The 23,770-nt window shown below is 63.5% G+C and carries 24 protein-coding genes; 10 read left to right on the top strand and 14 right to left on the bottom strand.

The window, feature by feature from the left end; translation table 11 throughout:
- Nucleotides 1-11 precede the first annotated feature (11 nt).
- From ACH196_RS21815 to ACH196_RS21805, 3 genes are all read right to left on the bottom strand, one after another.
- A complete protein-coding gene (locus ACH196_RS21815) occupies nucleotides 12-1,223 on the bottom strand; it encodes an NADP-dependent isocitrate dehydrogenase (protein ID WP_396649036.1) in 1,212 nt (403 codons plus the stop codon).
- 100 nt (nucleotides 1,224-1,323) lie between these two features.
- Nucleotides 1,324-2,454, bottom strand: coding sequence for an FUSC family protein (locus tag ACH196_RS21810; protein ID WP_396649035.1), 1,131 nt, complete (start codon nucleotides 2,452-2,454; stop codon nucleotides 1,324-1,326).
- Between the two features lie 24 nt (nucleotides 2,455-2,478).
- Nucleotides 2,479-2,841, bottom strand: a complete 363-nt coding sequence (locus ACH196_RS21805) for a TfoX/Sxy family protein (protein WP_396649034.1) — start codon at nucleotides 2,839-2,841, stop codon at nucleotides 2,479-2,481.
- Nucleotides 2,842-2,923: 82 nt separating this feature from the next.
- Here ACH196_RS21805 and ACH196_RS21800 point away from each other — a divergent pair, with 82 nt between their 5' ends.
- Nucleotides 2,924-3,787, top strand: a complete 864-nt coding sequence (locus tag ACH196_RS21800; RefSeq protein ID WP_396649033.1) for an RNA methyltransferase — start codon at nucleotides 2,924-2,926, stop codon at nucleotides 3,785-3,787.
- Nucleotides 3,780-4,601: a glutamate racemase gene (gene murI / locus ACH196_RS21795; protein ID WP_396649032.1), complete on the top strand. Its 822-nt coding sequence runs from the start codon at nucleotides 3,780-3,782 to the stop codon at nucleotides 4,599-4,601. The genes ACH196_RS21800 and murI overlap by 8 nt, the downstream gene beginning before the upstream one ends.
- Here murI and ACH196_RS21790 read toward each other — a convergent pair.
- Both ACH196_RS21790 and ACH196_RS21785 read right to left on the bottom strand, forming a co-directional pair.
- Entirely contained in the window at nucleotides 4,567-5,391 is an 825-nt protein-coding gene (locus tag ACH196_RS21790) for an FTR1 family protein (RefSeq protein ID WP_396649031.1), read from the bottom strand. The two genes, murI and ACH196_RS21790, sit on opposite strands and share 35 nt — an antisense overlap.
- A gap of 5 nt (nucleotides 5,392-5,396) precedes the next feature.
- Nucleotides 5,397-5,747 carry a cupredoxin domain-containing protein gene (locus ACH196_RS21785; protein WP_396649030.1) on the bottom strand — a complete coding sequence of 117 codons (351 nt, stop codon included), beginning with the start codon at nucleotides 5,745-5,747 and terminating at the stop codon, nucleotides 5,397-5,399.
- A 219-nt stretch (nucleotides 5,748-5,966) separates the two neighbouring features.
- On the opposite strand from ACH196_RS21785, the gene ACH196_RS21780 reads away from it, so the two are divergent.
- The 5 genes from ACH196_RS21780 to ACH196_RS21760 all read left to right on the top strand — a co-directional run bounded on the left by ACH196_RS21780 (nucleotide 5,967) and on the right by ACH196_RS21760 (nucleotide 10,742).
- The gene (locus ACH196_RS21780) at nucleotides 5,967-6,149 is read left to right on the top strand and encodes a DUF3008 family protein (protein WP_396649029.1); all 183 of its coding nucleotides are present in this window, start codon (nucleotides 5,967-5,969) and stop codon (nucleotides 6,147-6,149) included.
- Between the two features lie 232 nt (nucleotides 6,150-6,381).
- Nucleotides 6,382-7,923 carry an alkaline phosphatase gene (locus ACH196_RS21775; protein WP_396649028.1) on the top strand — a complete coding sequence of 514 codons (1,542 nt, stop codon included), beginning with the start codon at nucleotides 6,382-6,384 and terminating at the stop codon, nucleotides 7,921-7,923.
- 297 nt (nucleotides 7,924-8,220) lie between these two features.
- The gene (gene rpsD / locus ACH196_RS21770; RefSeq protein ID WP_396649027.1) at nucleotides 8,221-8,838 is read left to right on the top strand and encodes a 30S ribosomal protein S4; all 618 of its coding nucleotides are present in this window, start codon (nucleotides 8,221-8,223) and stop codon (nucleotides 8,836-8,838) included.
- Between the two features lie 186 nt (nucleotides 8,839-9,024).
- On the top strand, nucleotides 9,025-9,897 hold the full coding sequence (gene ttcA / locus ACH196_RS21765; protein WP_396649026.1) for a tRNA 2-thiocytidine(32) synthetase TtcA: 873 nt from the start codon (nucleotides 9,025-9,027) through the stop codon (nucleotides 9,895-9,897).
- A 17-nt stretch (nucleotides 9,898-9,914) separates the two neighbouring features.
- Nucleotides 9,915-10,742 carry an inositol monophosphatase family protein gene (locus ACH196_RS21760; RefSeq protein ID WP_396649025.1) on the top strand — a complete coding sequence of 276 codons (828 nt, stop codon included), beginning with the start codon at nucleotides 9,915-9,917 and terminating at the stop codon, nucleotides 10,740-10,742.
- Between the two features lie 77 nt (nucleotides 10,743-10,819).
- Here ACH196_RS21760 and ACH196_RS21755 read toward each other — a convergent pair whose 3' ends face one another.
- Both ACH196_RS21755 and grxD read right to left on the bottom strand, forming a co-directional pair.
- Nucleotides 10,820-12,085 (bottom strand): multidrug effflux MFS transporter, encoded by a 1,266-nt coding sequence (locus ACH196_RS21755; RefSeq protein WP_396649024.1) that lies wholly within the window; start codon nucleotides 12,083-12,085, stop codon nucleotides 10,820-10,822.
- A 95-nt stretch (nucleotides 12,086-12,180) separates the two neighbouring features.
- Entirely contained in the window at nucleotides 12,181-12,516 is a 336-nt protein-coding gene (gene grxD, locus ACH196_RS21750) for a Grx4 family monothiol glutaredoxin (protein ID WP_396649023.1), read from the bottom strand.
- Nucleotides 12,517-12,696: 180 nt separating this feature from the next.
- Here grxD and ACH196_RS21745 point away from each other — a divergent pair, with 180 nt between their 5' ends.
- A complete protein-coding gene (locus ACH196_RS21745; protein WP_396649022.1) occupies nucleotides 12,697-13,494 on the top strand; it encodes a phosphodiester glycosidase family protein in 798 nt (265 codons plus the stop codon).
- 44 nt (nucleotides 13,495-13,538) lie between these two features.
- On the opposite strand, the gene ACH196_RS21740 is transcribed toward ACH196_RS21745, so the two are convergent.
- The 3 genes from ACH196_RS21740 to purL all read right to left on the bottom strand — a co-directional run bounded on the left by ACH196_RS21740 (nucleotide 13,539) and on the right by purL (nucleotide 16,524).
- On the bottom strand, nucleotides 13,539-13,772 hold the full coding sequence (locus ACH196_RS21740; protein ID WP_396649021.1) for a BolA/IbaG family iron-sulfur metabolism protein: 234 nt from the start codon (nucleotides 13,770-13,772) through the stop codon (nucleotides 13,539-13,541).
- 63 nt (nucleotides 13,773-13,835) lie between these two features.
- Nucleotides 13,836-14,315 carry a hypothetical protein gene (locus tag ACH196_RS21735; RefSeq protein ID WP_396649020.1) on the bottom strand — a complete coding sequence of 160 codons (480 nt, stop codon included), beginning with the start codon at nucleotides 14,313-14,315 and terminating at the stop codon, nucleotides 13,836-13,838.
- On the bottom strand, nucleotides 14,305-16,524 hold the full coding sequence (purL, locus tag ACH196_RS21730; protein WP_396649051.1) for a phosphoribosylformylglycinamidine synthase subunit PurL: 2,220 nt from the start codon (nucleotides 16,522-16,524) through the stop codon (nucleotides 14,305-14,307). The genes ACH196_RS21735 and purL overlap by 11 nt, the downstream gene beginning before the upstream one ends.
- A 234-nt stretch (nucleotides 16,525-16,758) precedes the next feature.
- Here purL and ACH196_RS21725 point away from each other — a divergent pair, with 234 nt between their 5' ends.
- Nucleotides 16,759-17,409 (top strand): LysE family translocator, encoded by a 651-nt coding sequence (locus ACH196_RS21725; RefSeq protein ID WP_396649019.1) that lies wholly within the window; start codon nucleotides 16,759-16,761, stop codon nucleotides 17,407-17,409.
- A 323-nt stretch (nucleotides 17,410-17,732) separates the two neighbouring features.
- On the opposite strand, the gene ACH196_RS21720 is transcribed toward ACH196_RS21725, so the two are convergent.
- Nucleotides 17,733-19,157 carry a PLP-dependent aminotransferase family protein gene (locus tag ACH196_RS21720; RefSeq protein ID WP_396649018.1) on the bottom strand — a complete coding sequence of 475 codons (1,425 nt, stop codon included), beginning with the start codon at nucleotides 19,155-19,157 and terminating at the stop codon, nucleotides 17,733-17,735.
- A 164-nt stretch (nucleotides 19,158-19,321) separates the two neighbouring features.
- Between ACH196_RS21720 and ACH196_RS21715 the strand changes: the two genes are divergently transcribed.
- Nucleotides 19,322-19,483: a DUF1127 domain-containing protein gene (locus tag ACH196_RS21715; protein WP_396649017.1), complete on the top strand. Its 162-nt coding sequence runs from the start codon at nucleotides 19,322-19,324 to the stop codon at nucleotides 19,481-19,483.
- 153 nt (nucleotides 19,484-19,636) lie between these two features.
- Here the strand turns inward: ACH196_RS21715 and ACH196_RS21710 are convergent, their stop codons facing one another.
- The 3 genes from ACH196_RS21710 to ACH196_RS21700 all read right to left on the bottom strand — a co-directional run bounded on the left by ACH196_RS21710 (nucleotide 19,637) and on the right by ACH196_RS21700 (nucleotide 23,769).
- Nucleotides 19,637-20,041 carry a hypothetical protein gene (locus tag ACH196_RS21710; RefSeq protein ID WP_396649016.1) on the bottom strand — a complete coding sequence of 135 codons (405 nt, stop codon included), beginning with the start codon at nucleotides 20,039-20,041 and terminating at the stop codon, nucleotides 19,637-19,639.
- A 105-nt stretch (nucleotides 20,042-20,146) separates the two neighbouring features.
- Nucleotides 20,147-22,591, bottom strand: coding sequence for an FAD-dependent oxidoreductase (locus tag ACH196_RS21705; protein WP_396649015.1), 2,445 nt, complete (start codon nucleotides 22,589-22,591; stop codon nucleotides 20,147-20,149).
- Entirely contained in the window at nucleotides 22,588-23,769 is a 1,182-nt protein-coding gene (locus tag ACH196_RS21700) for a pyridoxal phosphate-dependent aminotransferase (RefSeq protein WP_396649014.1), read from the bottom strand. Before ACH196_RS21700 ends, ACH196_RS21705 begins: the two co-directional genes overlap by 4 nt.
- Nucleotide 23,770 lies beyond the last annotated feature (1 nt).

The following is a 23,770-nucleotide window of genomic DNA, read 5'->3' as shown; positions in this document are numbered from 1 at the left end:
GGCAATGGGTCTCAGGCCATCGCCTTCTGCAAATTCTCGTCGACCTTGTCCAAAAAGCCGGTGGTCGAGAGCCAGGGCTGGTCGGGGCCGATCAGCAGCGACAGGTCCTTGGTCATATAGCCGCTCTCGACCGTCTGAATGCACACCTTTTCCAGCGTGTCGGCGAACTTCTTCAACTCGGCGTTGTCATCCAGCTTGGCGCGATGCGCGAGACCGCGCGTCCAGGCGAAGATCGAGGCGATGGAGTTGGTAGAAGTCTCCTCGCCCTTCTGGTGCTGGCGGTAATGCCGAGTGACGGTGCCGTGCGCGGCCTCGGCCTCGACCGTCTTGCCATCCGGCGTCATCAGCACCGAGGTCATCAGGCCGAGCGAGCCAAAGCCCTGCGCCACTGTGTCGGACTGCACGTCGCCGTCATAGTTCTTGCACGCCCAGACATAGCCGCCCGACCATTTCAGCGACGAAGCGACCATGTCGTCAATCAGGCGATGCTCGTACCACAGCTTCTTCGCCTTGAACTCGGCTTCGAACTCCTGCTCGTAGACCTCCTGGAAAATGTCCTTGAAGCGGCCGTCATAGGCTTTCAGGATGGTGTTCTTCGTCGACAAGTAGACCGGGTAGTTGCGCAGCAGGCCGTAATTCAGCGAGGCGCGGGCGAATTCGCGGATCGATTCGTCGAGATTGTACATGGCCATTGCCACGCCGGAGCCAGGCGCATCGAACACGTCGTGCTCGATCGTGGCGCCATCCTCTCCGACGAATTTTATCGTCAGCTTGCCCTTGCCGGGAAAGCGGAAGTCGGTGGCGCGATACTGGTCGCCGAAGGCATGGCGGCCGACGATGATCGGCTTGGTCCAACCGGGCACCAGGCGCGGCACGTTCTTCATGATGATCGGCTCGCGGAAGATGGTGCCGCCCAAAATGTTGCGGATCGTGCCGTTGGGCGACTTCCACATCTTCTTCAGCTTGAATTCCTCGACGCGCTGCTCGTCGGGCGTGATCGTCGCGCATTTGACGCCGACGCCATGCTTCTTGATGGCGTTGGCGGCGTCGATGGTCACCTGGTCGTTGGTGGCGTCGCGATGCTCGACGCCAAGGTCATAATATTCGAGGTCGATGTCGAGATAAGGGTGGATCAGCTTGTCCTTGATGAACTGCCAGATGATGCGGGTCATCTCGTCGCCGTCGAGTTCGACGACCGGGTTGGCCACCTTGATCTTCGCCATTGAAAAAGCCTTGCTGTTGGGAGCGGAAGCGGCCGTCGCCCGTATGGTTTTGGCCAGGGAATTCGGTTCGTATATCAAAGCATGATCGATTGCGGCAACTTCAATTCGCCGTTTGCCGTGCCGTGTTCCGGAACAGCAGGAACACGGCGTAGAGCGTGACGATTCCCGCCATCACGCCGGCCAGTCTCGCCAGCGCCGGCTCCTCCTCGACGGTCCAGCCCTGATCCTGCACGAACACCATGATGAAGGCCACGAGGAACTGCACCGCGATATAGCGACCGTGCGGATAGACGGTCTGCAGGAAGGTCGCAGCCCAGACTCCGAGGCCAAGAGCGATCTGGCACCAGAGCGGCTTCGATTCGATGAACGGGAGCATGGCAAAAGCGACGACGCCGGCCAGAAGACAGCCGACGAAACGCTGCGCCATGCGCTGGACCACCAGCAGATGCGGGTCGCCGGCGGCGGTGTCGAGCGGAACCACCAGCACAGCGGTTGCCGTCACCATCCCTTGCGCGAAAGGTCCAAGCCCCCAAAAACTGACTGAGACCGACAGCGCGATCATCGCGACGGCCCCTTGAAGCGCGTGCAGCGACGCGCCACGGCGCTCGATCGGCGCTTCGGTCAACCGCCCCGTCATCGGTCCGACAAGGTCATGCCAGTTCCGCCCGCCGCTCAGCGTCGCACCGATCAGCCGTGCCTCGACCAGACCGGCGACGAGGATGCAGCCGGCTGTTCCGACGGCGACGTTGGCGATCCGCTCGAGCGCGAACTGGCCCAGGTGGCCCTGCGGATTGACGGCTTCGCACATCACCATCACGAAGGTGATCATCGTCAGCACCCAGGCATAACTGTGCCGATACACAAGAGCCGAGTACAGGCACCCCCATGTGACCAGGCCCATGACGAGAGCGAAGACGATGGGGTAAGGGGAGATCAGCGGGCCGAGCAGGAATGCGGCAGCAGCCCCGAAAATCGTGCCCAGCATGCGCAGCAGGCCGCGGTACAGCGATGCGCCAAAACTGTCCTGCGTGACCATGACGGCGCTGATCGCCGCCCACCAGGTGTCCTGCAGTCCCAACGCGTGAGCGGTAAACACGGCAAACGCCACGGAAACGACCGGCTTGAGGGCGACGACTGCCGCCGGCCTCGATTGGCCGAACTTCATACCATGCGCGGTCAGCACGTCGCGGCAATGTTTCCAGACGCGGCGCCACGTGCTTTGCTGGCTCATCGGGGCGACGGACGGGCGGGGCGTCTATTTCTTGCCGCCGGTTTTTGCCGGCGCGGGTTTTTTCCGCTTCTGCGGCATCGGCCCGACATGCGACGACGCCATCGCAATCCATTGCATCAACGCTATGTCGTCCAGGCTCTCGGCGGCGACGATGATGTAGCCTTTCATCTCGCGCCCGGTGAAATTCATGCGCGTCGCACCCGGCCGCGACAGCGCCGTCTTTTCCTGGACCTCGCCGACGCGTGCAAGCAGTGTGCCGTCCTTCATCGTGCCGACCAGCATGTTGCCGTTCAGCGTGAAGCAGATGCCGCCGAACATGCGGATCTCGCCTATGTTCGGATCGTCGCCGAGCGTTGCGCGAATGCGATCCGCCAGTTCGCCTGTCATCGTTCGCTCTCCCGGCCTTCATTTTCCCCGCCAACTATGGCAGGGACCGAACTCCGCCGCAAAGCCATCGCATCGATCCTTCATGTCCGACGCTCCGACCAAGATTCCTCCAAGCCAGTTTACGCCCGTCATCGTGCTGGTCGCCCCGCAGATGGGCGAGAATATCGGCATGGTGGCGCGCGCCATGGCGAATTTCGGCCTTTCGGAACTGCGGCTGGTGGCGCCGCGCGACGGCTGGCCGAACGACAAGGCGACCGCCGCGGCCAGCCGCGCCACGCATGTCGTCGACCGCGCGGTCGTCTTCGACGATTTGCGTGCCGCCGTCGCCGACCTCGGTTTCGTCTTCGCTACGACGGCGCGCGAACGTGACGGCTTCAAGCATGTGCGAGGCCCCGTCGAGGCCGCCCGGCTTTTGCGGGGTCGGGACGCGGCGGGTGTGCGGACGGGAATCTTGTTCGGCCGCGAAAAATTCGGGCTCGACAATGACGAGATCAGCCTTGCCGACGAGATCGTCACCTTCCCGGTCGACCCGGCCTATGCGTCGCTAAACGTGGCGCAGGCGGTGCTGCTGATGGCCTATGAATGGCGCAAGGCCGGGCTGGAGCGCGAGACGGACATCCCGTTCACCGGGCCGCAGATCGTTCCGGCGCCGAAAGAGGAGTTGCACGGCCTGTTCGGGCACCTCGAAGCGGCCCTGGATACCCGCGGTTATTTCCGTCCGCCGGCCAAGAAGGCAAAAATGGTCGACAAGGTCCGCGCGGTTCTGACGCGACCCGGCTTCACGATGGGCGAGATCAAGGTGCTGCGCGGCATCATCTCGTCGCTCGATTATTTTTCGCCGAAAGAGCCGCGCGGCGCCGGTTATCCCGAGCGCAAGGCGGAGGTGGACAGGCTGGCCCATCCGGCGCGCCGGACGGAAGAGGCCGGGGAGGGAAACGATGGCTGAGCGCCCGGTATTGATGTTCGATTCCGGCATTGGCGGGCTGACCGTGCTGCGCGAGGCGCGTGTACTGATGCCCGACCGCCGCTTCGTCTATGTCGCCGACGATGCTGCCTTTCCCTATGGCGCGTGGGAAGAGCCGGCGCTGAAGGCGCATGTCATCGGCCTGTTCGGCAAATTGCTCGATCGCTTCGAGCCGGAAATTTCGGTGATTGCCTGCAACACCGCCTCGACGCTGGTGATCGACGCCCTGCGCGTGGCGTTTCCCGGGCACCCGTTCGTCGGCACCGTGCCGGCCATAAAACCCGCCGCCGAGCGCACCCGCTCCGGCCTCGTCTCGGTGCTGGCGACGCCCGGCACCGTGAAGCGGCAATATACGCGCGACCTGATCACCAACTGGGCGTCGAAATGCCATGTGCGGCTGGTCGGCAGCGACAGGCTGGCCGCACTTGCCGAGAACTATATGCGCGACGGTTTTGTCGACGAGGAGGCGGTGGGGGCGGAGATCGCGCCGTGCTTCATCGAGCGGGAGGGCCAGCGCACCGACATCGTGGTGCTCGCCTGCACGCACTATCCGTTCCTGGTCAACCGCATGCGCAAGACCGCGCCATGGCCGGTCGACTGGATCGATCCTGCCGAGGCGATTGCCAGGCGAGCTCTGTCGCTGCTGCCTGAAGTCGGGCAAGGCACATCTTCGCCGGGCGAGCGGTTCGACATCGCGGTCTTCACGTCGGGCAATGCGGGTTTTGCCGAGCGCCGCCTGATGCAGGGATTTGGACTCGCCGTTACGCCGCAGCCGGCTGGACCTGCGACCGCTTGACAACAGCCGAACCGAACACGATTGCCGCCACCGTGACCACATAGGCGGCGATCTGGATGCCTTCCGGCCGGGCGACGTAGCCGACGAGGATGTGCAGAAGGAAGCCGAGCGCATTGGTCTGCGGCAGGATCTCCGACGTGTTCCAGATGTCGTAGCCGAGTGCCGGCAGATAGCCCGCCTGGACCAGGAAGGCGGCGGCTTGGGCGGCGAGACCTGCGGCGAGCAGGATGATGATGACGCCCGTCACCCGGAAAATGTGTTTTAGCGGCACACGCAGCAGCCCGGCGTAGAACAGCCAGCCGACGAGCACGGCGGCGGCGACGCCCAGCAGGCCGCCCTGCAGCATGGCGGCGACGGTGACTTCGCCGTCGATGGCGATGCCGTAGAGGAAAAGCACGGTCTCCGAGCCCTCGCGCAGCACGGCCACGGCGCAGATGATGGCCAGCGCCGACAGCGGCCTGCCGCCGTCCTTGACGGCGCGGCCGATGGCGCGGCTTTGGCCGGCCAGTTCGGCCGCATGCGCGCTCATCCAGATCTGGTGCCAGCCGAGCATGCCGACGGTGACCAGCAGCACCCCGGCGTTGAAGACTTCGGTGCCGTTGCCCTCGAACAGGTTGGCGAGCCCGTCGGCGAACAGGGCGACGAGGCCCGCGCCGCAAAGGCCGGCCGCGACGCCCGCCGCCACCCATCGGGCGCGGCCGGCGATACCCTTGCTCGCCGCAAGCACGATGGCGACGATCAGCGCCGCCTCGAGCGTCTCGCGGAAGACGATGACGAAGGTCGACAGCATGGCAGTCACTCCGCGAACAGATTGCCGAGGGCGGTGTCCATGTGGCGCTCACCGAAGAAACCATAGCTGCCGGCGGCCAGCGGCCCAATGTGGAACGTCATCTGCTTGCCGCCGCCGATCACCTTCTCGACATGAAAATCGTTGCTCTCGAATTCTTCCGCCGTGGGATCGGCGTTGACGACCATCAGCGAAAACTGCTCCCCGGCCGGGACGCTGAGCGTCTGCGGCTTGAAGCGATGATCCTGGATGGTCAGCGTGAAGGATTTTTCGTCGGCCAGCGCCTTGGGCGGCAGGCTGGACACAGCCAGGAAAGCCGCAGCCGAAATGGCGAGCAGCGAGGAGAGGCGGGCTGTCATTGGCGGAACCTTTTCGAAACGTGCTTGCCGCAGCCTGAGTGGGCAGACGTTGGCAAAAATATAAAGATGATGCTCAATGTCAAGTAAAATCGGACTTTGGAAATCCTCTAAATACAATAAATACAATGTGTTAGCAGGATGTATCGATCTGTCTGCGCCAGCGGAACTGCTGCGCCGTGAGGGCGTTGTCAGCATAATTCTTCGAAGGAGTGACAAGTCATGCCTGCCAAATCGAAAGCCCAGCAGAAAGCCGCCGGCGCAGCGCTCTCCGCCAAGCGCGGCGACACGAATAAGAGCGAGTTGAAGGGAGCCTCGAAAGGGATGTACGAATCCATGAGCGAGAAACAGCTCGAGGAGTTCGCCGAAACCAAGCGCAAAGGCTTGCCGGAGAAGAAGGGCTAGTTCCGCAAGGCGACGATGGCCGGCGTCATGCGAGGGCCGGTTATCGATGTTGGGTCTCTTTCATCCTTGCCGCATGGCGCCCTGTCGGGAAACCAAGCTGGGCTCGATGCATTCCGCCGCGAAACCTCCACGAAGCAATCTTGTACCTCCCACAGATTTAGTGATTGATAGACATCGTTAGCGGGCTAATGATTGTCCGGAGGCGGGGGAGCAACGCCTTGTGGAGGAAATAGTGAAGACAAAATGGAAACGGCTGGCCCGGCCCGCCTTGCTTGCGCTAGCCGGCGTGGCTGCGACGGGAATTGCGCGCGCGGACGATGCCAGGCTGGTGCAGGGAGACGACCCCTACTACAAGCAGGCGGATAGCGCGCTCACCGAAATCCTGAAGCGCCAGAAGAACACCAACCGGGCCAGGAACGTGATCCTTATCGTCGGCGACGGCATGGGCTTTTCCACGGTGACCGCGACCCGGATCTTCGAGGGCCAGCAGCGCGGGGTGGATGGCGAATCCAATGTGTTGGCCTGGGAGGGCTTTCCTTATCTGGCCGCATCAAAAACCTATTCGGCCGATGCGCAGATCACCGACTCGGCGCCGAGCGCGGTGGCCATGACCACGGGCGTCAAGACCATCAACGATTTGATGGGTTTGAACCATACGGCAAAACTCGGCTCCTGCGAGGACCAGAAGACCAAGCAGGTGACGACGCTTTGGGAAATGGCGGAAACACTCGGCATGTCCACCGGCGCGATCACCACGGCCCGCCTGACCCATGCAACGCCGGGCGCCACCTATGCCCATATCGCCGACCGGGACTGGGAGTCCGACGCCGAGATGACCCCCGAGGCGGTGGCCGGCGGCTGCGTCGACATTGCGAGGCAACTCGTCGAGATGAAATATGGCGACGGCCTGGAGGTCGCGATGGGTGGCGGCCGCGCCTATTTCATGCCGGCCGGCGCCAGCGATGCCGAGTATGGGGACGCCGACAAGAAGAAGGGCCGGCGCAAGGACGGCAAGGACTTGACCAAGGCCTGGACCGATCGCTACGGCGACAAGGGCGCCTATGTCTGGAACAAGGAGCAGTTTTCGGCGATCGACCCGGGCAAGACCGATCACCTGCTTGGCTTGTTCGAGCCCTCGCACATGCAATACGAACATGATCGGCCGGGCGACAAGGCGGGCGAACCCTCGCTCGCCGAGATGGCCGAGAAGTCGATCGACATTCTCTCGAAGAATCCGGAGGGCTACGTACTGCTTGTCGAGGGCGGCCGCATCGACCATGCCAGCCACGAATCCAACGCTTACCGCACGCTGTCGGACGGCGCGGCGATGAACGAGGCCGTCAAGGCGATCCTGCGCAAGGTCAATCTGGATGAGACGCTGATCGTGGTAACCGGCGATCACAGCCATACGCTGACCATCTCCGGCTATGCAAAGCGCGGCAATCCGATCCTCGGCATCTCCGTCGGCGTCGACGATGAGCCGATCTACGGCAAGGATGGCAAGACCTACACCACCATCGGCTTCGCCAACGGACCGGGCGCCTCGGAAAAGCCGGCGGAGCGGCCGATGCTGACCTCGGAAGAGACGACGAAGCCGGATTTCGTGCAGCATTCGCTGGTGCCGCTCGGCAGCGAGACGCATGGCGGCGAGGATCTCGGAATCTATGCGATCGGGCCGTGGGCGCACCTGTTCCAGGGGACGGTGGAGGAGAACTACACCTTCCACGTCATGAACTACGCCTCTAAGATCGGCGAACGGCTGCAGAAGAAGTAGACTGTTCGCCAATGGTTTCGGCGGAGCGGCTCGTCCTCGCCGCCGGGACGGGCAAGGTTTTGCCCGCCTGTGCGAATAAGGATCGCGACTGTTCGTTGACAACCGCACCGGTTTCCCTTATCTCGCCGCCATCGCCGGGCCGAAAGGTCCGGCGTCTTATTTGACGTGTCCCGTGGGTCTTTTCCGCAAAGCGTGCGTGGAAGATCCTGTCAGGTCTCGAAAACGGAGGCCAGAGGAGGGCGCGTTTCCTTCACCCGGGGCATGGGCTTCGGGTGGTCTGTTTTGAAAGGGAATGCGATGAGCAAGCGCGAATCCGCGAAGTACAAGATCGACCGCCGTCTCGGCGAAAACATCTGGGGCCGCCCGAAGTCCCCGGTCAACAAGCGTGAATACGGTCCCGGCCAGCACGGCCAGCGCCGCAAGGGCAAGCTTTCCGATTTCGGCCTGCAGCTCCGCGCCAAGCAGAAGCTGAAGGGCCATTATGGCGACGTCTCGGAAAAGCAGTTCCGCAAGACCTATGAGGAAGCCGACCGCCGCCGCGGCGACACTTCCGAGAACCTGATCGGCCTCTTGGAATCGCGCCTCGACGCCGTCGTCTACCGCGCCAAATTCGTGCCGACGATCTTCGCCGCCCGCCAGTTCGTCAACCACGGCCACATCAACGTCAACGGCAAGCGCGTCAACATCGGCTCGTACCGCTGCAAGGCCGGCGACGTGATCGAGGTGCGCGAGAAGTCGAAGCAGCTTGTGATCGTGCTGGAATCGGTGGCGCTCGCCGAGCGCGACGTGCCGGATTACATCGAGGCCGACCACAACAAGATGACCGCCACCTTCACCCGCGTTCCCGGCCTGGCCGACGTGCCGTTCGCGGTGCAGATGGAACCGAACCTGGTGGTCGAGTTCTACTCGCGCTGATCCAACGAGGATCGCCTGGCATTTCACGAGCGGCGGGCTTCCCGCCGCTCGTTTTATTTTGGGCCACGACATATCCGATCTCGAATACGGTTTGCCCTTGCGTCTAACAGTCGTTCGGGAATATCGAAGGCTTCTTCCGCCGCGCCTCCCCCTCGGGTTTCGATCAAAACTGGAAGACGCTGACGCATGGATCTCGATACAATCGACAGGCCGCTCGCGCCGGATATTCAAGCGGCCGACGACGGCCAGGCCGACAGCTACCATCCACTGTTCCGCGACGTGCCGTCTTCCGTCGCCTTCAACAAGCTGCGCAAGCGGCTGCTGCGCCAGGCGCGCGAGGCGATCGAAAATTTCGGCATGGTGCGGCCGGGCGACCGCTGGCTGGTGGCGCTTTCGGGCGGCAAGGATTCCTATGGACTGCTCGCCGTCCTGCTCGACCTGAAATGGCGTGGCGTGCTGCCGGTCGAGCTGATCGCCTGCAATCTCGACCAGGGCCAGCCGAACTTTCCCAAGCATATTTTGCCGGAATTCCTCGACCGCTACGGCATCCCGCACCGCATCGAATACCGCGACACCTATTCGATCGTCACCGACAAGATCGCCGAGGGCAACACCTATTGCTCACTCTGCTCGCGTCTGCGCCGCGGTCACCTCTATCGCGTCGCGCGCGAGGAAGGGTGCTCGTCATTGGTGCTCGGCCACCACCGCGAGGACATTCTGGAGACCTTCTTCATGAATCTGTTCCACGGCGGCCGCTTGGCGGCCATGCCGCCGAAACTGCTCAACGACGATGGCGACGTGATGTTGCTGAGGCCGCTCGCCTTCTGCGCCGAGGCCGACCTCGCCCGCTTCGCCGAGGCAATGCGTTTCCCGATCATCCCCTGCGACCTGTGCGGCAGCCAGGACGGCCTGCAGCGCAACGCCATGAAGGCGATGATCGACGACATCGAGCGAAAGATGCCGGGCCGCAAGGACACGATGATCCGGGCGCTCGCCAATGTCCGGCCGTCGCACCTGCTCGACCGCTCCCTCTTCGACTTCGCCGCGCTCACCCGATAACAGCGAGATTTTTTCCCATGCATTTTGACGACCAGAATGTCGATTGGCTGACCGTGCTCCTTGCCGAGGCGGCGACTGTGGAGATCATGCCGCGTTGGCGCCGCCTCAGCGCCGAGGACATCCGCCAGAAGACATCGGCCACCGATCTGGTGACGGAAGCCGACGTCAATGCCGAGCGCTACATCACCGCGCGGCTGAAGGAGCGGTTTCCCGCTGCGCTGGTAGTCGGCGAGGAGGCCCACGCAGCCGATGCCTCGGTGCTCGATGGGCTCGGCGATGCAGATTTGGCCTTCGTGCTCGATCCGGTCGACGGCACGCTGAATTTTGCCTCCGGCATGCCGCTGTTCGGCGTGATGCTGGCCGTCGTGGTCAAGGGCGAGACGGTTGCCGGCATCATCCACGATCCGGTCGGCCAGGATTTCATCCTGGCCGTCAAGGGCGGCGGCGCGCATGTCCGCCATGGCGACGGTCGGCTGGAGCCGTGCCGCGTCGCGCCGGCGCTACCGGTGCCGTCGATGAATGGCGCGGTCTCGTGGCACTATACCAAGGAGCCGGAGCGCTCGATGCTGGCGCGCAACCAGGCGAAATTCAACGCGCATTTCAACTTCCGCTGCGCCGCGCACGAATACCGGCTGCTGGCGACTGGCAATGCCCATTTCGTCGTCTACATGAAGCTGATGCCGTGGGATCATCTGCCGGGCACGCTGATCCATGCCGAGGCTGGCGGCTATTCTGCCCGGCTCGATGGTTCGGCCTATCTGCCCTCGCATGTCGGCGGCGGGCTGCTTGCCGCGCCTGACAAGGAAAGCTGGCAGGAGATACGCCGCACGCTCTGGGCGGATTGAGCGCGGCGTTTTCTAACAAGCCCCTAGGCAGTTCCAATAGTCGACCACCATATGGCGGCCGACCGCTAGACAGGGCCTCAATGCCCAATCGTGTCGACGCCATGCTTCGGGTCGTGATGCGGCCGGAACAGCTTTCCGCGCTCGGCGATCAGCACCATGACCAGCCCAAGCCCTGCCACGCCGCAGAAACCGGCGGCCAGCGGCGTCACCGTGCCGTCGAAGGACTGGCCGATCGCGGTGCCGATGATTACGCCGCCGAGCGTCTGGATGAACCCCTGGATAGAAGCCGCGGTGCCCGCGATGTGACCGAGCGGTTCCATCGAGATCGCGTTGAAGTTCGAGCCGATCCAGCCGAACAGAAACATTGCAGCCGCGAAAAGCGTGACAAATACAGGGAAAGGCACCGGACCCGTCAGCGACCACAGGAACCAGATGGCGCTCAAGGTCAGAAATCCGAGCAATGCCGCATGCGACAGGCGCCGCATGCCGAGCTTGCCAACCAGGCGCGAGTTCAGGAAGGACGACACCGCCATCAGGCCGGCGACGCAGGCAAACACAACCGGAAACCAGACGCCGAGCCCGTAGATGCCGACATAGACCTGCTGGGCTGAATTGATGAAGCCGAACAGTGCTCCGAACACGATCGTCGAGGCCAGCGTGTAGCAGACCGACATGCGGTTCGACAGCACGATGCCGAAACCCTGGAAGATCGAGCCGAGGTTGATCGCCCGGCGGTCCTCCGGGTGCTGCGTTTCGGGCATGCGGATATAGGCCCAGAGTGTGATCGCCAGGGCGATGCCGGCCATGACGAGGAAAATCTCGTGCCATTCGCCGACGAGCAGCACGATCTGCCCCAGGCTCGGCGCGATCACCGGGATGATCATGAACACCATGAAGATCAGCGACATGACTTCGGCCATAGCGCGCCCGCCAAAACGGTCGCGCACGATCGACACGGCGATCACGCGCGTGGAGGCTGCGCCGATGCCCTGGATGAAACGCAGGGCCAGAAGCACTTCGAAGCTGGGGGCGAAGGCGGCGACGGTCGCCGCCACGATGTAGATGGCCAGGCCGACGAACAGCGGCTTGCGCCGGCCGAAACGGTCGGAGAGCGGGCCATAGAACAGCAGCGCGGCGGCCATGCCGAGGAAATAGGTGGGGATGATGAGCTGGCGATGGTTTTCGTCGGCCACGCCAAGGCTTTCGCCGATTTGCTGGAGGCCCGGCAGCATGATGTCGATGGCGAGCGCATTCAGCGCCATCAGGCCGGCGCAGATCGTGATGAACTCCCAGCGCGGAAGCGAAAAGGCGAGTTGAGTTGATGTCGAGCTTTGCTGGTCCATCGGAAGACTCCGGTATGCGGCAAAACGAAATGCGCCGGAGGGCCGGCGCATCCATTATTCCAGTGCTGGGGAACCCGGCCCGGCCGGGTCCGGGATCAGGCGGCGCTGCTGACGCTGATGCCTTTTTCCTCGAAATAGCCTTGCAGTTCGCCCGCCTGGAACATCTCGCGGATGATGTCGCAGCCGCCGACAAACTCGCCCTTCACATAGAGCTGGGGAATGGTCGGCCAGTTGGAATATTCCTTGATGCCCTGGCGCAGTTCGTTCGAGGTCAGCACGTTGACGCCTTTGTAATCGACGCCGAGATAGTCGAGGATCTGCACGACCTGGCCCGAAAAGCCGCACTGCGGGAAGCCCGGCGTGCCCTTCATGAAGACCACGACGTCGTTGCCCTTCACTTCGCTGTCGATGTAGTCGTTGATTCCGCTCATGGATCGTCCTTTCACGCCCGCTGGGAGTCGGGCTCGAAACATGACATTCAAATAAACCGATAGACGACCCGAAACAAGACGCCGCGATTCTTTCCCTCTGGTCCAGCCGGTTCCGTGTCATCGAAACGGCGCAAAGCGTGGATTTTTGCGTGGGATCGACTGGATTGGACCGGAGTTCGCGTGAATCGAAAAGCAATTGTCGCGATTGTCCTAATTGTCGCCTCTATCGCTGCAGGGCTCGCTCTCTGGCGTTTCGAAGCGAGCCGTTCGCGCGCGTCCTTCGACCTTGCCGAATTGCCGGCGCCGTGCCGCGAGACGCGTTTCGAGCAGGCCGCTTACATCGTCTGCGAGATCGACCTGCGCAAATACGATATCGGCATTTATCATTCCGGCCCCGATGGAAAGGCCTACGGCTCTCTAGACGTCTTCGATAAGGCGATGGCTGTGCGGGGCACGCCGGTGCAACTCGCGATGAATGCCGGCATGTATCACGAGGGCCTCGGCCCGGTCGGCCTGCTGGTCGAAAACGGCCGGGAATTGTCGCCGGTTGAGACAAAGGAGGGGGAGGGCAATTTTTACCTCGAGCCGAACGGAATTTTCCTAGTCGGCCAGGACGGCAAGCCGGCTGTCATGGAGACCGGGAAATTCCTGGCAGAACGGCCAGCGGTCAAATTCGCCACCCAGTCCGGCCCGATGTTGGTGATCGACGGCGCGATCCATCCGAAATTTCTGCCGGACGGCACGTCGAAATATACCCGCAACGGTGTCGGCGTGCGCGATCCGCACACGGTGGTGCTGGCGATCTCGCTGTCGGAAGTCAGCCTCGGGAGCTTTGCGCGGCTGTTCCGCGACGAGTTGAAATGTCCGAATGCGCTGTTCCTCGATGGAGCGATCTCGACACTGTCGAACGGGCAAAGGACGCTACTGGGCGGAGAATACCCGGTCGGGCCGATCATTGCGGCATCTGCGAGAAACTAGGCTGCTATCGCCCTCATCGCATTCGAGAAACGAAATTCGTCTGCTCACTCCGGCGCGCTGGTCTGCAACGCCAGCGCGTGCAGCACGCCGCCCATATTGCCCTTCAGCGCCTCATAGACCATCTGATGCTGCTGGACGCGGCTTTTGCCGCGAAAACTCTCCGCAACGACCTCGGCGGCATAGTGATCGCCGTCGCCGGCGAGATCGCGGATCGTCACTTTTGCGTCCGGAATGCCTTCCTTGATCAGTTTCTCGATTTCGTGCGCGTCCATGGCCAAAGCGGCAATCTCCTCTGCTCGACATGAGACGTAGGCGACTATCGTATCGGCATCAACGGCAAATCAATCCGGCGCCATGACATATGCGCGCGCCGTGAAGATCGACACCGCGACAAGGCAGACATTGAGCACCACGGACGCGGCACTCAGAACGAACGAGACGACAGCCGGGAACGCGCGAAGATTGCCGCCGCAGCCCACGGCATCGCCATACGAGATGGCTGCCGTCGTCACGATCGATGCCAGGTAAAGGACTACCGCCGCCCGCGGGAAAGGCCTGGGTTCTTTCGCCGTCTGGAAATAGCTCATGAGCATCAGGAAGGCGATCGGCAGCCCGTAGAAGCCGCAGGCCAGGCCGACAGCACCCATATTCTGCCAGGCTTGGGCCCTGATCGCGGCGTCCGACAGGCCGCCGCAGGCATCCGGAGACAGGGAGGTCAGCGCCCATACGAAAGGAGGCCCGGCGAACCAGCAGATGACGACACTTATCCAGAACCCGGCCAGGCAGGCCGCCAGCAGAAAGGTCTTGGTCCTAGTTTCCATTCATAAACTTCGGAAACCAGCCTTCATGCGCGGCCCGCAGCTCGTCGACGGGAATCGCGCGGGCGTCGCCGAGTTTCAGTTCGCGCCCGCCGGTGACGCCGATCCAGGGAGCGAACACGCCGGCTCCTTCCAGGAATTCGCCGAGGAACCAGTCGACCTTTTCGCGCGGGATGGTGACGAGATAGCGGCCCTGGTCCTCGCCGAAGAAGACGGGGATCGGCGAAAGATCCTTGAGCTGATTGACCGTGGCGCCGATGCCGGACGCCATCGCCATTTCTGCAAGCGCTACGGCCAAACCGCCGTCGGAAAGATCGTGGACGGCGGTGGCGACGCCGCTTTCGATCAGTGAGCGGACGAGTTCGCCGGCGCGCTTCTCATGGACGAGATCGACCGGCGGGGGAGGGCCGTCGGCACGGCCGAACAGGTCGCGCAGGTATATCGACTGGCCGAGATGCGTGCCCCAGGAGGCCGGCGCGCCGACCAGGATGATCGCCTCGCCCTCGGCCGCGAAGCCGATGCGCGCCATCTTCGGCCAGTCGGGGATGAGCCCGACGCCGCCGATGGTGGGCGTGGGAAGGATGCCCTGGCCGTTTGTCTCGTTGTAGAGCGAGACGTTGCCCGACACGATCGGGAAATCCAGTGCCCGGCAGGCCTCGCCGATGCCTTGGACCGCTTTGACGAACTGGCCCATGATCTCGGGCCGCTCGGGATTGCCGAAGTTCAGGTTGTCGGTGGCGGCCAGCGGCAGCGCGCCCGTCGCGGTCAGGTTGCGCCAGCATTCGGCGACCGCCTGCTTGCCGCCCTCGAAGGGATCGGCCTCGCAATAGCGCGGCGTGACGTCGCTGGAGAAGGCAAGCGCCTTGGTCGGATGGCCGTCGATGCGCACCACGCCAGCGTCGCCGCCGGGGATCTGAAGCGTGTTGGCCAGAATCAGCGTGTCATACTGCTCCCAAACCCAGCGGCGGCTGGAAAGGTCGGGCCCGCCGAGCATTTTCAGCAGTGCGTCCGCCACGTCCATCTCCGGCACCTCGCCGGCCGGCAGCGGCGCGCGCGCTTTCGGTTCGGTCCACGGCCGGTCATACTCGGGCGCCTGGTCGCCAAGCTCCTTGATCGGCAAATTGGCGACTTCCTCGCCCTGGTGGATCACACGGAAGCGCAAATCGCCGGTCGTGTGGCCGACGATGGCGAAATCCAGCCCCCATTTGTGGAAAATCGCCTCGGCCTGTTTCTCCAGCTCCGGCTTCAGCACCATGAGCATGCGCTCCTGGCTTTCCGACAGCATCATCTCGTAGGCGCTCATGCGCTCCTCGCGCACCGGCACCTTGTCGAGGTCGAGCTCGATGCCGAGGTCGCCCTTGGCGCCCATCTCCACGGCCGAGCAGGTGAGGCCTGCGGCGCCCATATCCTGGATGGCGATGACGGCGCCCGATGCCATCAGTTCCAGGCAGGCTTCCAGCAGGCATTTTTCGGTGAAGGGATCGCCGACCTGCACGGTCGGACGCTTTTCCTCGATCGTATCGTCGAATTCGGCGGACGCCATGGTCGCGCCGCCGACGCCGTCGCGCCCGGTCTTGGCGCCGAGATAAACGACAGGCAGCCCGACGCCTTTCGCCTCGGACAGGAAGATGCCGTCCGTGCGCGCCAGCCCTGCGGCGAAGGCGTTGACCAGGCAGTTGCCGTTGTACCGTGCGTCGAAATTGACCTCGCCGCCAACCGTGGGCACGCCGAAGGCGTTGCCGTAGCCGCCGACACCGGAAACCACGCCGGAAACCAGATGTTTTGTCTTCGGATGATCGGGTTCGCCGAAGCGCAGCGCGTTCATCGCCGCGATCGGCCTAGCGCCCATAGTGAAGACGTCGCGCAAAATGCCGCCGACGCCGGTCGCCGCGCCCTGGTAGGGCTCGATGTAGGATGGATGGTTGTGGCTCTCCATCTTGAAGACCACGCATTGGCCGTCGCCGATGTCGACCACGCCGGCATTCTCGCCCGGCCCCTGGATCACCTGCGGACCCTTGGTCGGCAGCGTGCGCAGCCATTTCTTCGAGCTCTTGTACGAGCAATGCTCATTCCACATTGCTGAAAAGATGCCGAGCTCGGTGAATGTCGGCTCGCGGCCGATCAGAGCGAGGATGCGCTGGTATTCGTCGGGTTTCAGCCCATGCGAGGCGACAAGCTCGGGCGTGATCGGGACGGAATTGGAAATGGTCATCGAGGGCTGGTCGTGCTCGGTTCCGGGGAGGATTTGGGTCGTCATATAGCAACTGCGCGGGGTTGACAGCCCCGCCACGGTCAAAACAGCGCGAAACCCACATTGGGGTGGCCCCAGTCGCGCATTGGCAGTGGCAGTTGCAGGGTTCGGGAAAGGCCGCTAGCGTTCGCCGTTGCGCGACAGGCTAGTCCGGCCTTTGAACCTTCGAAAAATAGTCGCGGCACGAGGTGCTTCATGGAAATAGTCATACCCGGCGCGGCTAGTCTCGGTCTGTTCATCGTCGCCGCTCTGGTGCTCTTGGTCACGCCGGGACCGGCAGTGCTCTATATCGTCGCCCGCTCGATCGAGCAGGGCAGGCTTGCCGGTTTCGTATCCGACCTCGGCATCCATTCCGCCACGCTGGTGCATGTGCTCGCCGCCTCGCTCGGCCTGTCGGCGCTGCTCGCCTCGTCGGCGCTGGCCTTCAGCATCGTCAAATATGCGGGCGCGGCCTATCTGATCTGGATCGGGCTGAAGAAGATCTTCGGCCGCGTCGAACCCCTCGACCTCGACGCCGAGACGCCACGCGCCGACTATGGGCGGCTGTTCCGCGAAGGATTTGTCGTCAACCTGCTCAATCCGAAGACGGCACTGTTCTTCCTGGCCTTCCTGCCGCAGTTCGTCGATGTTGGGCGGGGCCATGTGGCCATGCAGATCGCTTTTTTGGGCTTGCTGTTCACGCTTCTCGGCTTCATCAGCGACGGCTGCTATGCACTGGCTGCAAGTGCCGCCGGCGGCTGGCTGAAGCGCAGCAAAGCCTATCTCAATGTCGAACGCTATGTCAGCGGCGTGGTGTTCATAGGGCTGGGCGTGACTGCGGCGTTCGCCGGCAATCACCGGAAGTAGGATCAGGAGGTTCAATCTGTCCAATGCCCCTCACTTGCGATTTCTAACACTTAGCTTTCGCTGACGGGCTTCGCCCTACTCCAGCTAAGATTTTGAAATCGCTTTCTCTCCCGCAAGGGGAGAGATATCGCGCTTCGCCGTTCCTGCCAGTCGCAGACACTGACAATTGGTGGCGAGGCTGACGCAGGCCCTATCTCTCCCCTTGCGGGAGAGAAAGCGATTTCAACATCTTAACCGAGCGCCGAGCCTGAAAGGCGAGGAAGAAGCGAGGTTAAGTGTTAGAAATCGCAAGTGAGGGGCTATCGACGCCCAACAGCCTCGAATCACCCATAACTGTCATAACCGGCATTGCCGTGGTCGAGCAGGCGCCGCAGCGTGGCAAAACCGCCGGCCACCTGGTCGCGCTTCGACGGCATCGAAAAGCCGATGCGGATGCGGTGGAACACCTTTTCGGCGCGCGCCGGCTTGTATTCGTCCTCGTCGTCGATCAGCACGCCCTCATTGGCGGCGACCTGCTTGAACGTGCCCGACAGCCAAGGCTCCGGCAGCTTCATCCACAGATACGGGATGTTGCGGTGGGAATTGAAGTCGAGGCCGTGGAAGACGCGCCGGGCTACAGCCTCGCGCTCGGCGATCTCGCGGCGAACATCCCCGCGGATCGACTCGGCCTGGCCGGTATTGACCATCTCGGCCGCGAGTTCCGCAAGGATGAAGGGCAGGCCGCCGGTGACCATCTTGTGCGCCGTCTGCACGCGCGGCGCCATGTGGGCGGGGCAGGCGGCCCAGCCGCCGCGCACGCCCGCCGCCACCGCCTTGGACAGGCCGCCGACATGAAAAGTCCGCTCCGGCGCCAGCGACGCCAGCGTCGTGTATCGGCCTTCCAGCAGCGTTGCGTAGATCGCGTCCTCGATCAGCCAGACATTGTACTTTCGCGCCACCTCGACGATCGCCTTCAGACGCTCGATCGGGATCACCGACAGGGTCGGGTTTTGCAGGGCGGGCATGAGGAAGACGAGTTTCGGATGCTGCTGCGCACATAGCCGCTCGAAATCCTCCGCGTCGGCGCCTTCGCCGTCATTGGCGAAAACGACGCTGCGCCGGCCCATCAGATTGGCGCTGCGCGAGATCGAGGCATAGGTAAGTTGCTCGAAGGCGATCTTGTCGCCGGGCGCGGTGACCGCCGCGATAACCGCCATGATCGCCGCATGCACGCCGGTGGTCGGCACGATCGACTGCGCATCGGGCTTCCAGTCGCCTGATGTCAGCCATTTGCGGCCCGCCTCGCGCCAGTCCTGCGGCCAGTTGCGGGTATAGTCGCCGATCTTGTCGGGATGTTTCTGGGTGATCTGGTTGAGCAAGTTGCGGATGATCGCGCTCTGGCCGATTTCGGGCGCCGAGGTCGTATCCATTCTGAGCTTTATCGCCGCAGGCGTCGCCTCGGGAATGACCGACAGCCGCTCCGGCATCTGTTGAGCCATGCTCGGCGTGCGGGCGCCCTCGAGATGGCGGTCGAGCACATAGGTGCCGCGCCCGACCTCCCCGCTCACCAGCCCGCGCTCGCGCGCCACGGCATAGGCGCGTGTCACAGTGCCTATCGTCACGCCGATGTCGAAGGCGAGGTTGCGCTGCGGCGGCAGCTTTTCGCCGGGCGGCAGCGTGCCTTCGCCGATGTCGGTTTCAATCTGGTCCGCCAGGCGCAGATAGAGCGGACCGGTGCCTTTGGTGAGATCGGGGAGCCAATTTGTCATGGGGACAATTTCATATATTGCTATTGTAATAGAGTCAATTCAAAAGATTGTACCTGTCAATCATGACAATCAAACGAGAGGGTATTGCAATGAGCACAATCGAGACATTCTCCCCAAGCGGATCGTTCCGTGAGACCGCTCCGTCAACCGGGATTGCAACGCGTATGGTCCGGCTGCTGTCCAAGGCGGTCGACGGGCTGTCGGCCATGATGGAACGGCGCCGCGGCCGCATGGCCCTTCTGGAAATGACCGACGATCAGTTGAAGGACATCGGCCTGTCCAGGGCGGATGCCGAGCATGAAGGATTGCGGCGTCCCTGGCAGTGAGGCGGTTCAATTGGATCGCGATCACAATGCCAAGCGTCCAGATTGAACCTTTCCGCCAGTGATTGTGCCGGCCACAAGGCCGCACTGACATTTGCAGCAGGCAACATTGTCACATCGACGGAATGGTTCAATTTGGACGCCAATCACAAGGGACTAGGCGGCGGCACCACACGAAGTGTCGCCGGCCGTCCAGCGGCGCAGATCGCCGGAAATGCGTGCGCCCAGCGGCTCGCTCATCAGCGGGCCGAAGGCATCGACGCGCGGCGAGTTGCCCTGCGCCTGCACGACCAGCAGCGGCTTGCCGCCGAAGTTTTTCGCCGGCACCAGCAAGAAGCGCGGCTGGCCGGTCATGGAATTCAGCTCGTTGGCGAAACGATAGGTCTTGAAGGCCGGGTCCTTCGAGGCGAACCAGCATTTGTGCGCGGCGGTCGCCACCACCTCCATCGACCTCAGCGACGCGCTCTTGCCGCCGGAACTGGTCGTGATCTTAGCCGGCTGCGCTTGGCAAGCGGCAAGGACGAGGGCAAGGACGGGCAGGGCGGCTTGTCGCAGTCGCATATCGGATTGTCTCCCATCCGGAAGGTACATTTTGAGGGTAATCAAAGCATCGGGGGTTTACACTGCCTCATCCTCATCCGCCCCTTCGGGGAACAGGCAGAGGCGCTACACTCTAACGCGCTCCGAACCAGGATCATACATCGGCTTGAGCGAAGCTTGCGCTGCAAAGCGTTCCCCGGCGATCTCGATCTGGTAGGATGAAGCGAGGATGTCGGCTTCGGACTGGCCGGTGCAGGGCACGTAGCCCATGCCGATGGCGCCGCCGAGATGGTGGCCGTAATTGCCCGAGGTGACGGTGCCGACGATCTTTCCGTCGCGGACGATCGCCTCGTTGTGGAAGAGCAGCGGCTGCGGGTCGGTCAGGCGGAACTGCACCATGCGGCGCTCCAGCCCGGCCTCGCGCTTGCGCAGGATGGCGTCGCGGCCGATGAAGCCGGGTTTCGATGTCTTGACCGCGAAACCGAGGCCGGCTTCCAGCACATGGTCCTCGTCGGTGATGTCGTGGCCGAAATGCCGGAAAGCCTTTTCGATGCGGCAGGAATCCAGCGTGTGCAGGCCGCAGAGTTTCAGCCCGAACTCCGCGCCGGCCTCCTCGATTGCCTCGAAGACATGGGCGGCCTGGTCGGTCGAGACGTATAGCTCCCAGCCGAGCTCGCCGACATAGGTGACGCGGTGGGCGCGCGCCTCGCCCATGCCGATCTCGATTTTTTGCCAGGTGCCGAACGGGTTGTGTTCGTTCGAGAAATCGTTCGGGCTGACCTTCTTGATGACATCGCGGGCGCGCGGCCCCATCAGGCAGAGCACGCTTTCGGCCGCCGTTGCGTCGGTGATCACCACGAACTCGTCCGTGAGGTGGCGGCGCAGCCAGGCGAGGTCGCGCTGCAGCGTGGCGCCGGGCACGACCAGCAGGAACGCCGTTTCCGACAGGCGGCTGACGGTCAGATCGCTCTCGATGCCGCCGCGCTCGTTGAGCATCTGCGTGTAGACGATCTTGCCCGCAGGTACGTCCATGTCGTTGGCGCAGAGTTTTTGCAGGAAAGGCAGCGCGTCGCGGCCCTCGACGCGGATCTTTCCGAACGAGGTCATGTCGAACAGGCCGACGTCGTTGCGCACCGCGAGGTGTTCGTCGCGCTGGTTGTCGAACCAGTTCTGGCGCTTCCACGAATAGCGGTATTCGCGCTCCTGGCCGTCGCGCGCGAACCAGTTAGCACGCTCCCAACCGGCGACCTCGCCGAAGACGGCGCCGCGCGCCTTCAGGTGCTCGTGCAGCGGCGACCGGCGCACGCCGCGTGCTGACACCATTTGGCGGTAGGGAAAATGGTCGGCATAGAGCAGGCCGAGCGTCTCGACCGAGCGCCGGTAGAGATAGGTCTTGTTGGCCTGGAACGGCTGGACGCGGCGGATATCGACGTCCCACAGGTCGAAGGGTGGTTCGCCGTCCTGCATCCACTGGGCCAGCGCCATGCCGGCGCCGCCGGACGACTGGATGCCGATCGAGTTGAAGCCGCAGGCGACCCAGAAATTGCGCAGTTGCGGCGCCTCGCCGAGGTAATAGCGGTCGTCGGGGGTAAAACTTTCCGGGCCGTTGAAGAAAGTGTGGATGCCGGTCTCGGCGAGCAGCGGAAAACGCTTCACCGCCTTTTCGAGGATCGGCTCGAAGTGGTCGAAATCCTCCGGCAACTGGTCGAAGCAGAAATCCTCAGGAATGCCGTCCATGCCCCAGGGTTTTGCGACCGGCTCGAAGGCGCCGAGCAGGATTTTTCCGGCGTCCTCCTTGTAGTAGGCGCATTCGTCCGGCACGCGCAGCACCGGCAGCCGCTGCAGCCCAGGGATCGGCTCGGTGACGATGTAGAAATGCTCGCAGGCATGTAGCGGCACCGGCACGCCGGCCATTGCGCCGACGCCATGCGCCCACATGCCGGCGCAGTTGACGACATGCTCGCAGGCGATGGTCGTGGCTTCGCCGTCAACAACCGCGGTGACGCCGGTGACGCGGCCCTTGTCCTGGTGGATGGCGGTGACCTTCGCCTGCTCGACGATCTTCGCGCCGAGCATGCGGGCGCCCTTGGCGAGCGCCTGGGTGATGTTGGCCGGGTCGCCCTGGCCGTCCTTGGGGATGTAGACGGCGCCGACCACGTCGCCGATCTCCAGATGCGGATAGCGGGTTTTTGCCTCGGCCGGCGAGATCTCCTCCACGTCGACGCCGCGGGCGCGCGCCATCGAGGCGTTGCGATAGAGTTCTTCCTTGCGCTCGGAGGTCAGCGCCACGGAGATCGAGCCGCACTGGCGCATGCCGGTGGCGACGCCCGTCTCCTCTTCCAACTTGACGTAGAGGTCGGCCGTGTATTTGGCGAGCCGCGTCATGTTGGCGGTGGCGCGCAACTGGCCGATCAGCCCGGCCGCGTGCCATGTGGTGCCGGAGGTGAGCTGCTTGCGCTCGAGCAGGAGGATGTCGGTCCAGCCGAGTTTCGCCAGATGATAGGCCATCGAGCAGCCGGCGACGCCGCCGCCGATGATGACCACGCGGGCCTTTTGGGGAAGGGTGGTCATGCGGCTTTCTTCCGGTAACTGGCGACGAAACGCTTGAGCCGCGTGGCGGCGTCGGCAAGCACGGGTTCGGGCTGGCAGAGGCTGATGCGGATGTGGCCGGCGGAGGCCTCGCCGAAGGAGGAGCCGGGCATCACGGCGACCTTTTCGGCGTCGAGAAAAGCCCAGGCGAAGGCCTCGCAGTCGGGCTCGACCTCGCGCACGTCGAGCATGACGTACATGCCGCCCTCGGAGCCGCGCACGGTGATGCGGTTGAGGCCGGCGACTTCGGCGATAAAAGCCTGCTGGCGGGCGGCGTAGCGGGCGGCGATCTCGGCCACGCCAAAGCGGTTCTCCAGCGCCTGCGTGGCGGCGCGCGAGACGAAATCGGTCAGGCCGTAGGTGGTGACGAGGTTGAGGTCGATGGCAAGCCGGATGATCTCGGCGGGGCCGGTGAGCCAGCCGATGCGCCAGCCGGTCATGCCGTGGCTCTTCGACATGGAGTTGATGACCAGCGTGCGCTCGGCCATGCCGGGGAGCGAGCGGGGCGAGACATGTTCGCCGCCGCCCAGCGTCCAATAGACCTCGTCGGACAGCAGCCAGAGGTCGTGGCGGCGGCAGATGTCGGCGATGCCTTCCAGCGATTTTTTCGTATAGACGGCGCCGGTCGGGTTGTTCGGCGTATTGACGAGGATGGCGCGGGTATTTTTCCTGACCGCCGCCTCGATCGCCGCCGCCTCGGGCTGGAAGCCGGTCTCGGCATGCGTCTCGACCACCGTGAAATCGGCTCCGGCGGCACGGAACGTGCCGGGGTAGGTGGCGTAGTAGGGTGCTACGACGATCGCATGGGTACCCGCATCGAGCACGGTTTGCACGGCGGAATAAAGCGCGGCCTGCCCGCCCGGCGTGGCGATGACCTCGTCGACGCTGGTCGACACGCCTGTGGCCTCGGTGGAAACCTTCGCCATGGCGGCGCGCAAGCCGGGAATGCCGGGAAGCTGCGTATAGTGGTGAAAACCGCCGCGCACTGCCGCCACGCAGGCCTCGACCGTCTCGTATGGCGTGTCGAAATCATGGTCGCCGACCGACAGCATGATAATCGGCTCGCCCGCCTGTTTGCGGGTCATGGCGGCGAAATGCACCTCCCAGCCGTCCCGGCCGGAGGGGATGATGTTTTGGATGCGGGAAGATGGTTTTGGCATT

Source organism: Mesorhizobium sp. IMUNJ 23232 (assembly GCF_044326205.1).
Classification (GTDB): Bacteria; Pseudomonadota; Alphaproteobacteria; order Rhizobiales; family Rhizobiaceae; genus Kumtagia.
Note: the sequence above shows the minus strand (reverse complement) of the source record. Positions and strands in the feature narration are given on the sequence as shown.

What these genes read in the sequence shown, in the direction of transcription:
- ACH196_RS21705 (WP_396649015.1), bottom strand. Translation starts at nt 22,591, where the DNA reads ATGACCACCCTTCCCCAAAAGGCCCGCGTGGTCATCATCGGCGGCGGC.
- purL (WP_396649051.1), bottom strand. Translation starts at nt 16,524, where the DNA reads ATGACCATTTCCAATTCCGTCCCGATCACGCCCGAGCTTGTCGCCTCG.
- ACH196_RS21725 (WP_396649019.1), top strand. Translation starts at nt 16,759, where the DNA reads ATGGAAATAGTCATACCCGGCGCGGCTAGTCTCGGTCTGTTCATCGTC.
- ACH196_RS21780 (WP_396649029.1), top strand. Translation starts at nt 5,967, where the DNA reads ATGCCTGCCAAATCGAAAGCCCAGCAGAAAGCCGCCGGCGCAGCGCTC.
- ACH196_RS21710 (WP_396649016.1), bottom strand. Translation starts at nt 20,041, where the DNA reads ATGCGACTGCGACAAGCCGCCCTGCCCGTCCTTGCCCTCGTCCTTGCC.
- ACH196_RS21755 (WP_396649024.1), bottom strand. Translation starts at nt 12,085, where the DNA reads ATGGACCAGCAAAGCTCGACATCAACTCAACTCGCCTTTTCGCTTCCG.
- ACH196_RS21760 (WP_396649025.1), top strand. Translation starts at nt 9,915, where the DNA reads ATGCATTTTGACGACCAGAATGTCGATTGGCTGACCGTGCTCCTTGCC.
- ACH196_RS21785 (WP_396649030.1), bottom strand. Translation starts at nt 5,747, where the DNA reads ATGACAGCCCGCCTCTCCTCGCTGCTCGCCATTTCGGCTGCGGCTTTC.
- ACH196_RS21700 (WP_396649014.1), bottom strand. Translation starts at nt 23,769, where the DNA reads ATGCCAAAACCATCTTCCCGCATCCAAAACATCATCCCCTCCGGCCGG.
- ACH196_RS21800 (WP_396649033.1), top strand. Translation starts at nt 2,924, where the DNA reads ATGTCCGACGCTCCGACCAAGATTCCTCCAAGCCAGTTTACGCCCGTC.
- ACH196_RS21735 (WP_396649020.1), bottom strand. Translation starts at nt 14,315, where the DNA reads ATGGAAACTAGGACCAAGACCTTTCTGCTGGCGGCCTGCCTGGCCGGG.
- ACH196_RS21720 (WP_396649018.1), bottom strand. Translation starts at nt 19,157, where the DNA reads ATGACAAATTGGCTCCCCGATCTCACCAAAGGCACCGGTCCGCTCTAT.
- murI (WP_396649032.1), top strand. Translation starts at nt 3,780, where the DNA reads ATGGCTGAGCGCCCGGTATTGATGTTCGATTCCGGCATTGGCGGGCTG.
- ACH196_RS21805 (WP_396649034.1), bottom strand. Translation starts at nt 2,841, where the DNA reads ATGACAGGCGAACTGGCGGATCGCATTCGCGCAACGCTCGGCGACGAT.
- ACH196_RS21715 (WP_396649017.1), top strand. Translation starts at nt 19,322, where the DNA reads ATGGTCCGGCTGCTGTCCAAGGCGGTCGACGGGCTGTCGGCCATGATG.
- ACH196_RS21790 (WP_396649031.1), bottom strand. Translation starts at nt 5,391, where the DNA reads ATGCTGTCGACCTTCGTCATCGTCTTCCGCGAGACGCTCGAGGCGGCG.
- rpsD (WP_396649027.1), top strand. Translation starts at nt 8,221, where the DNA reads ATGAGCAAGCGCGAATCCGCGAAGTACAAGATCGACCGCCGTCTCGGC.
- ttcA (WP_396649026.1), top strand. Translation starts at nt 9,025, where the DNA reads ATGGATCTCGATACAATCGACAGGCCGCTCGCGCCGGATATTCAAGCG.
- grxD (WP_396649023.1), bottom strand. Translation starts at nt 12,516, where the DNA reads ATGAGCGGAATCAACGACTACATCGACAGCGAAGTGAAGGGCAACGAC.
- ACH196_RS21810 (WP_396649035.1), bottom strand. Translation starts at nt 2,454, where the DNA reads ATGAGCCAGCAAAGCACGTGGCGCCGCGTCTGGAAACATTGCCGCGAC.
- ACH196_RS21815 (WP_396649036.1), bottom strand. Translation starts at nt 1,223, where the DNA reads ATGGCGAAGATCAAGGTGGCCAACCCGGTCGTCGAACTCGACGGCGAC.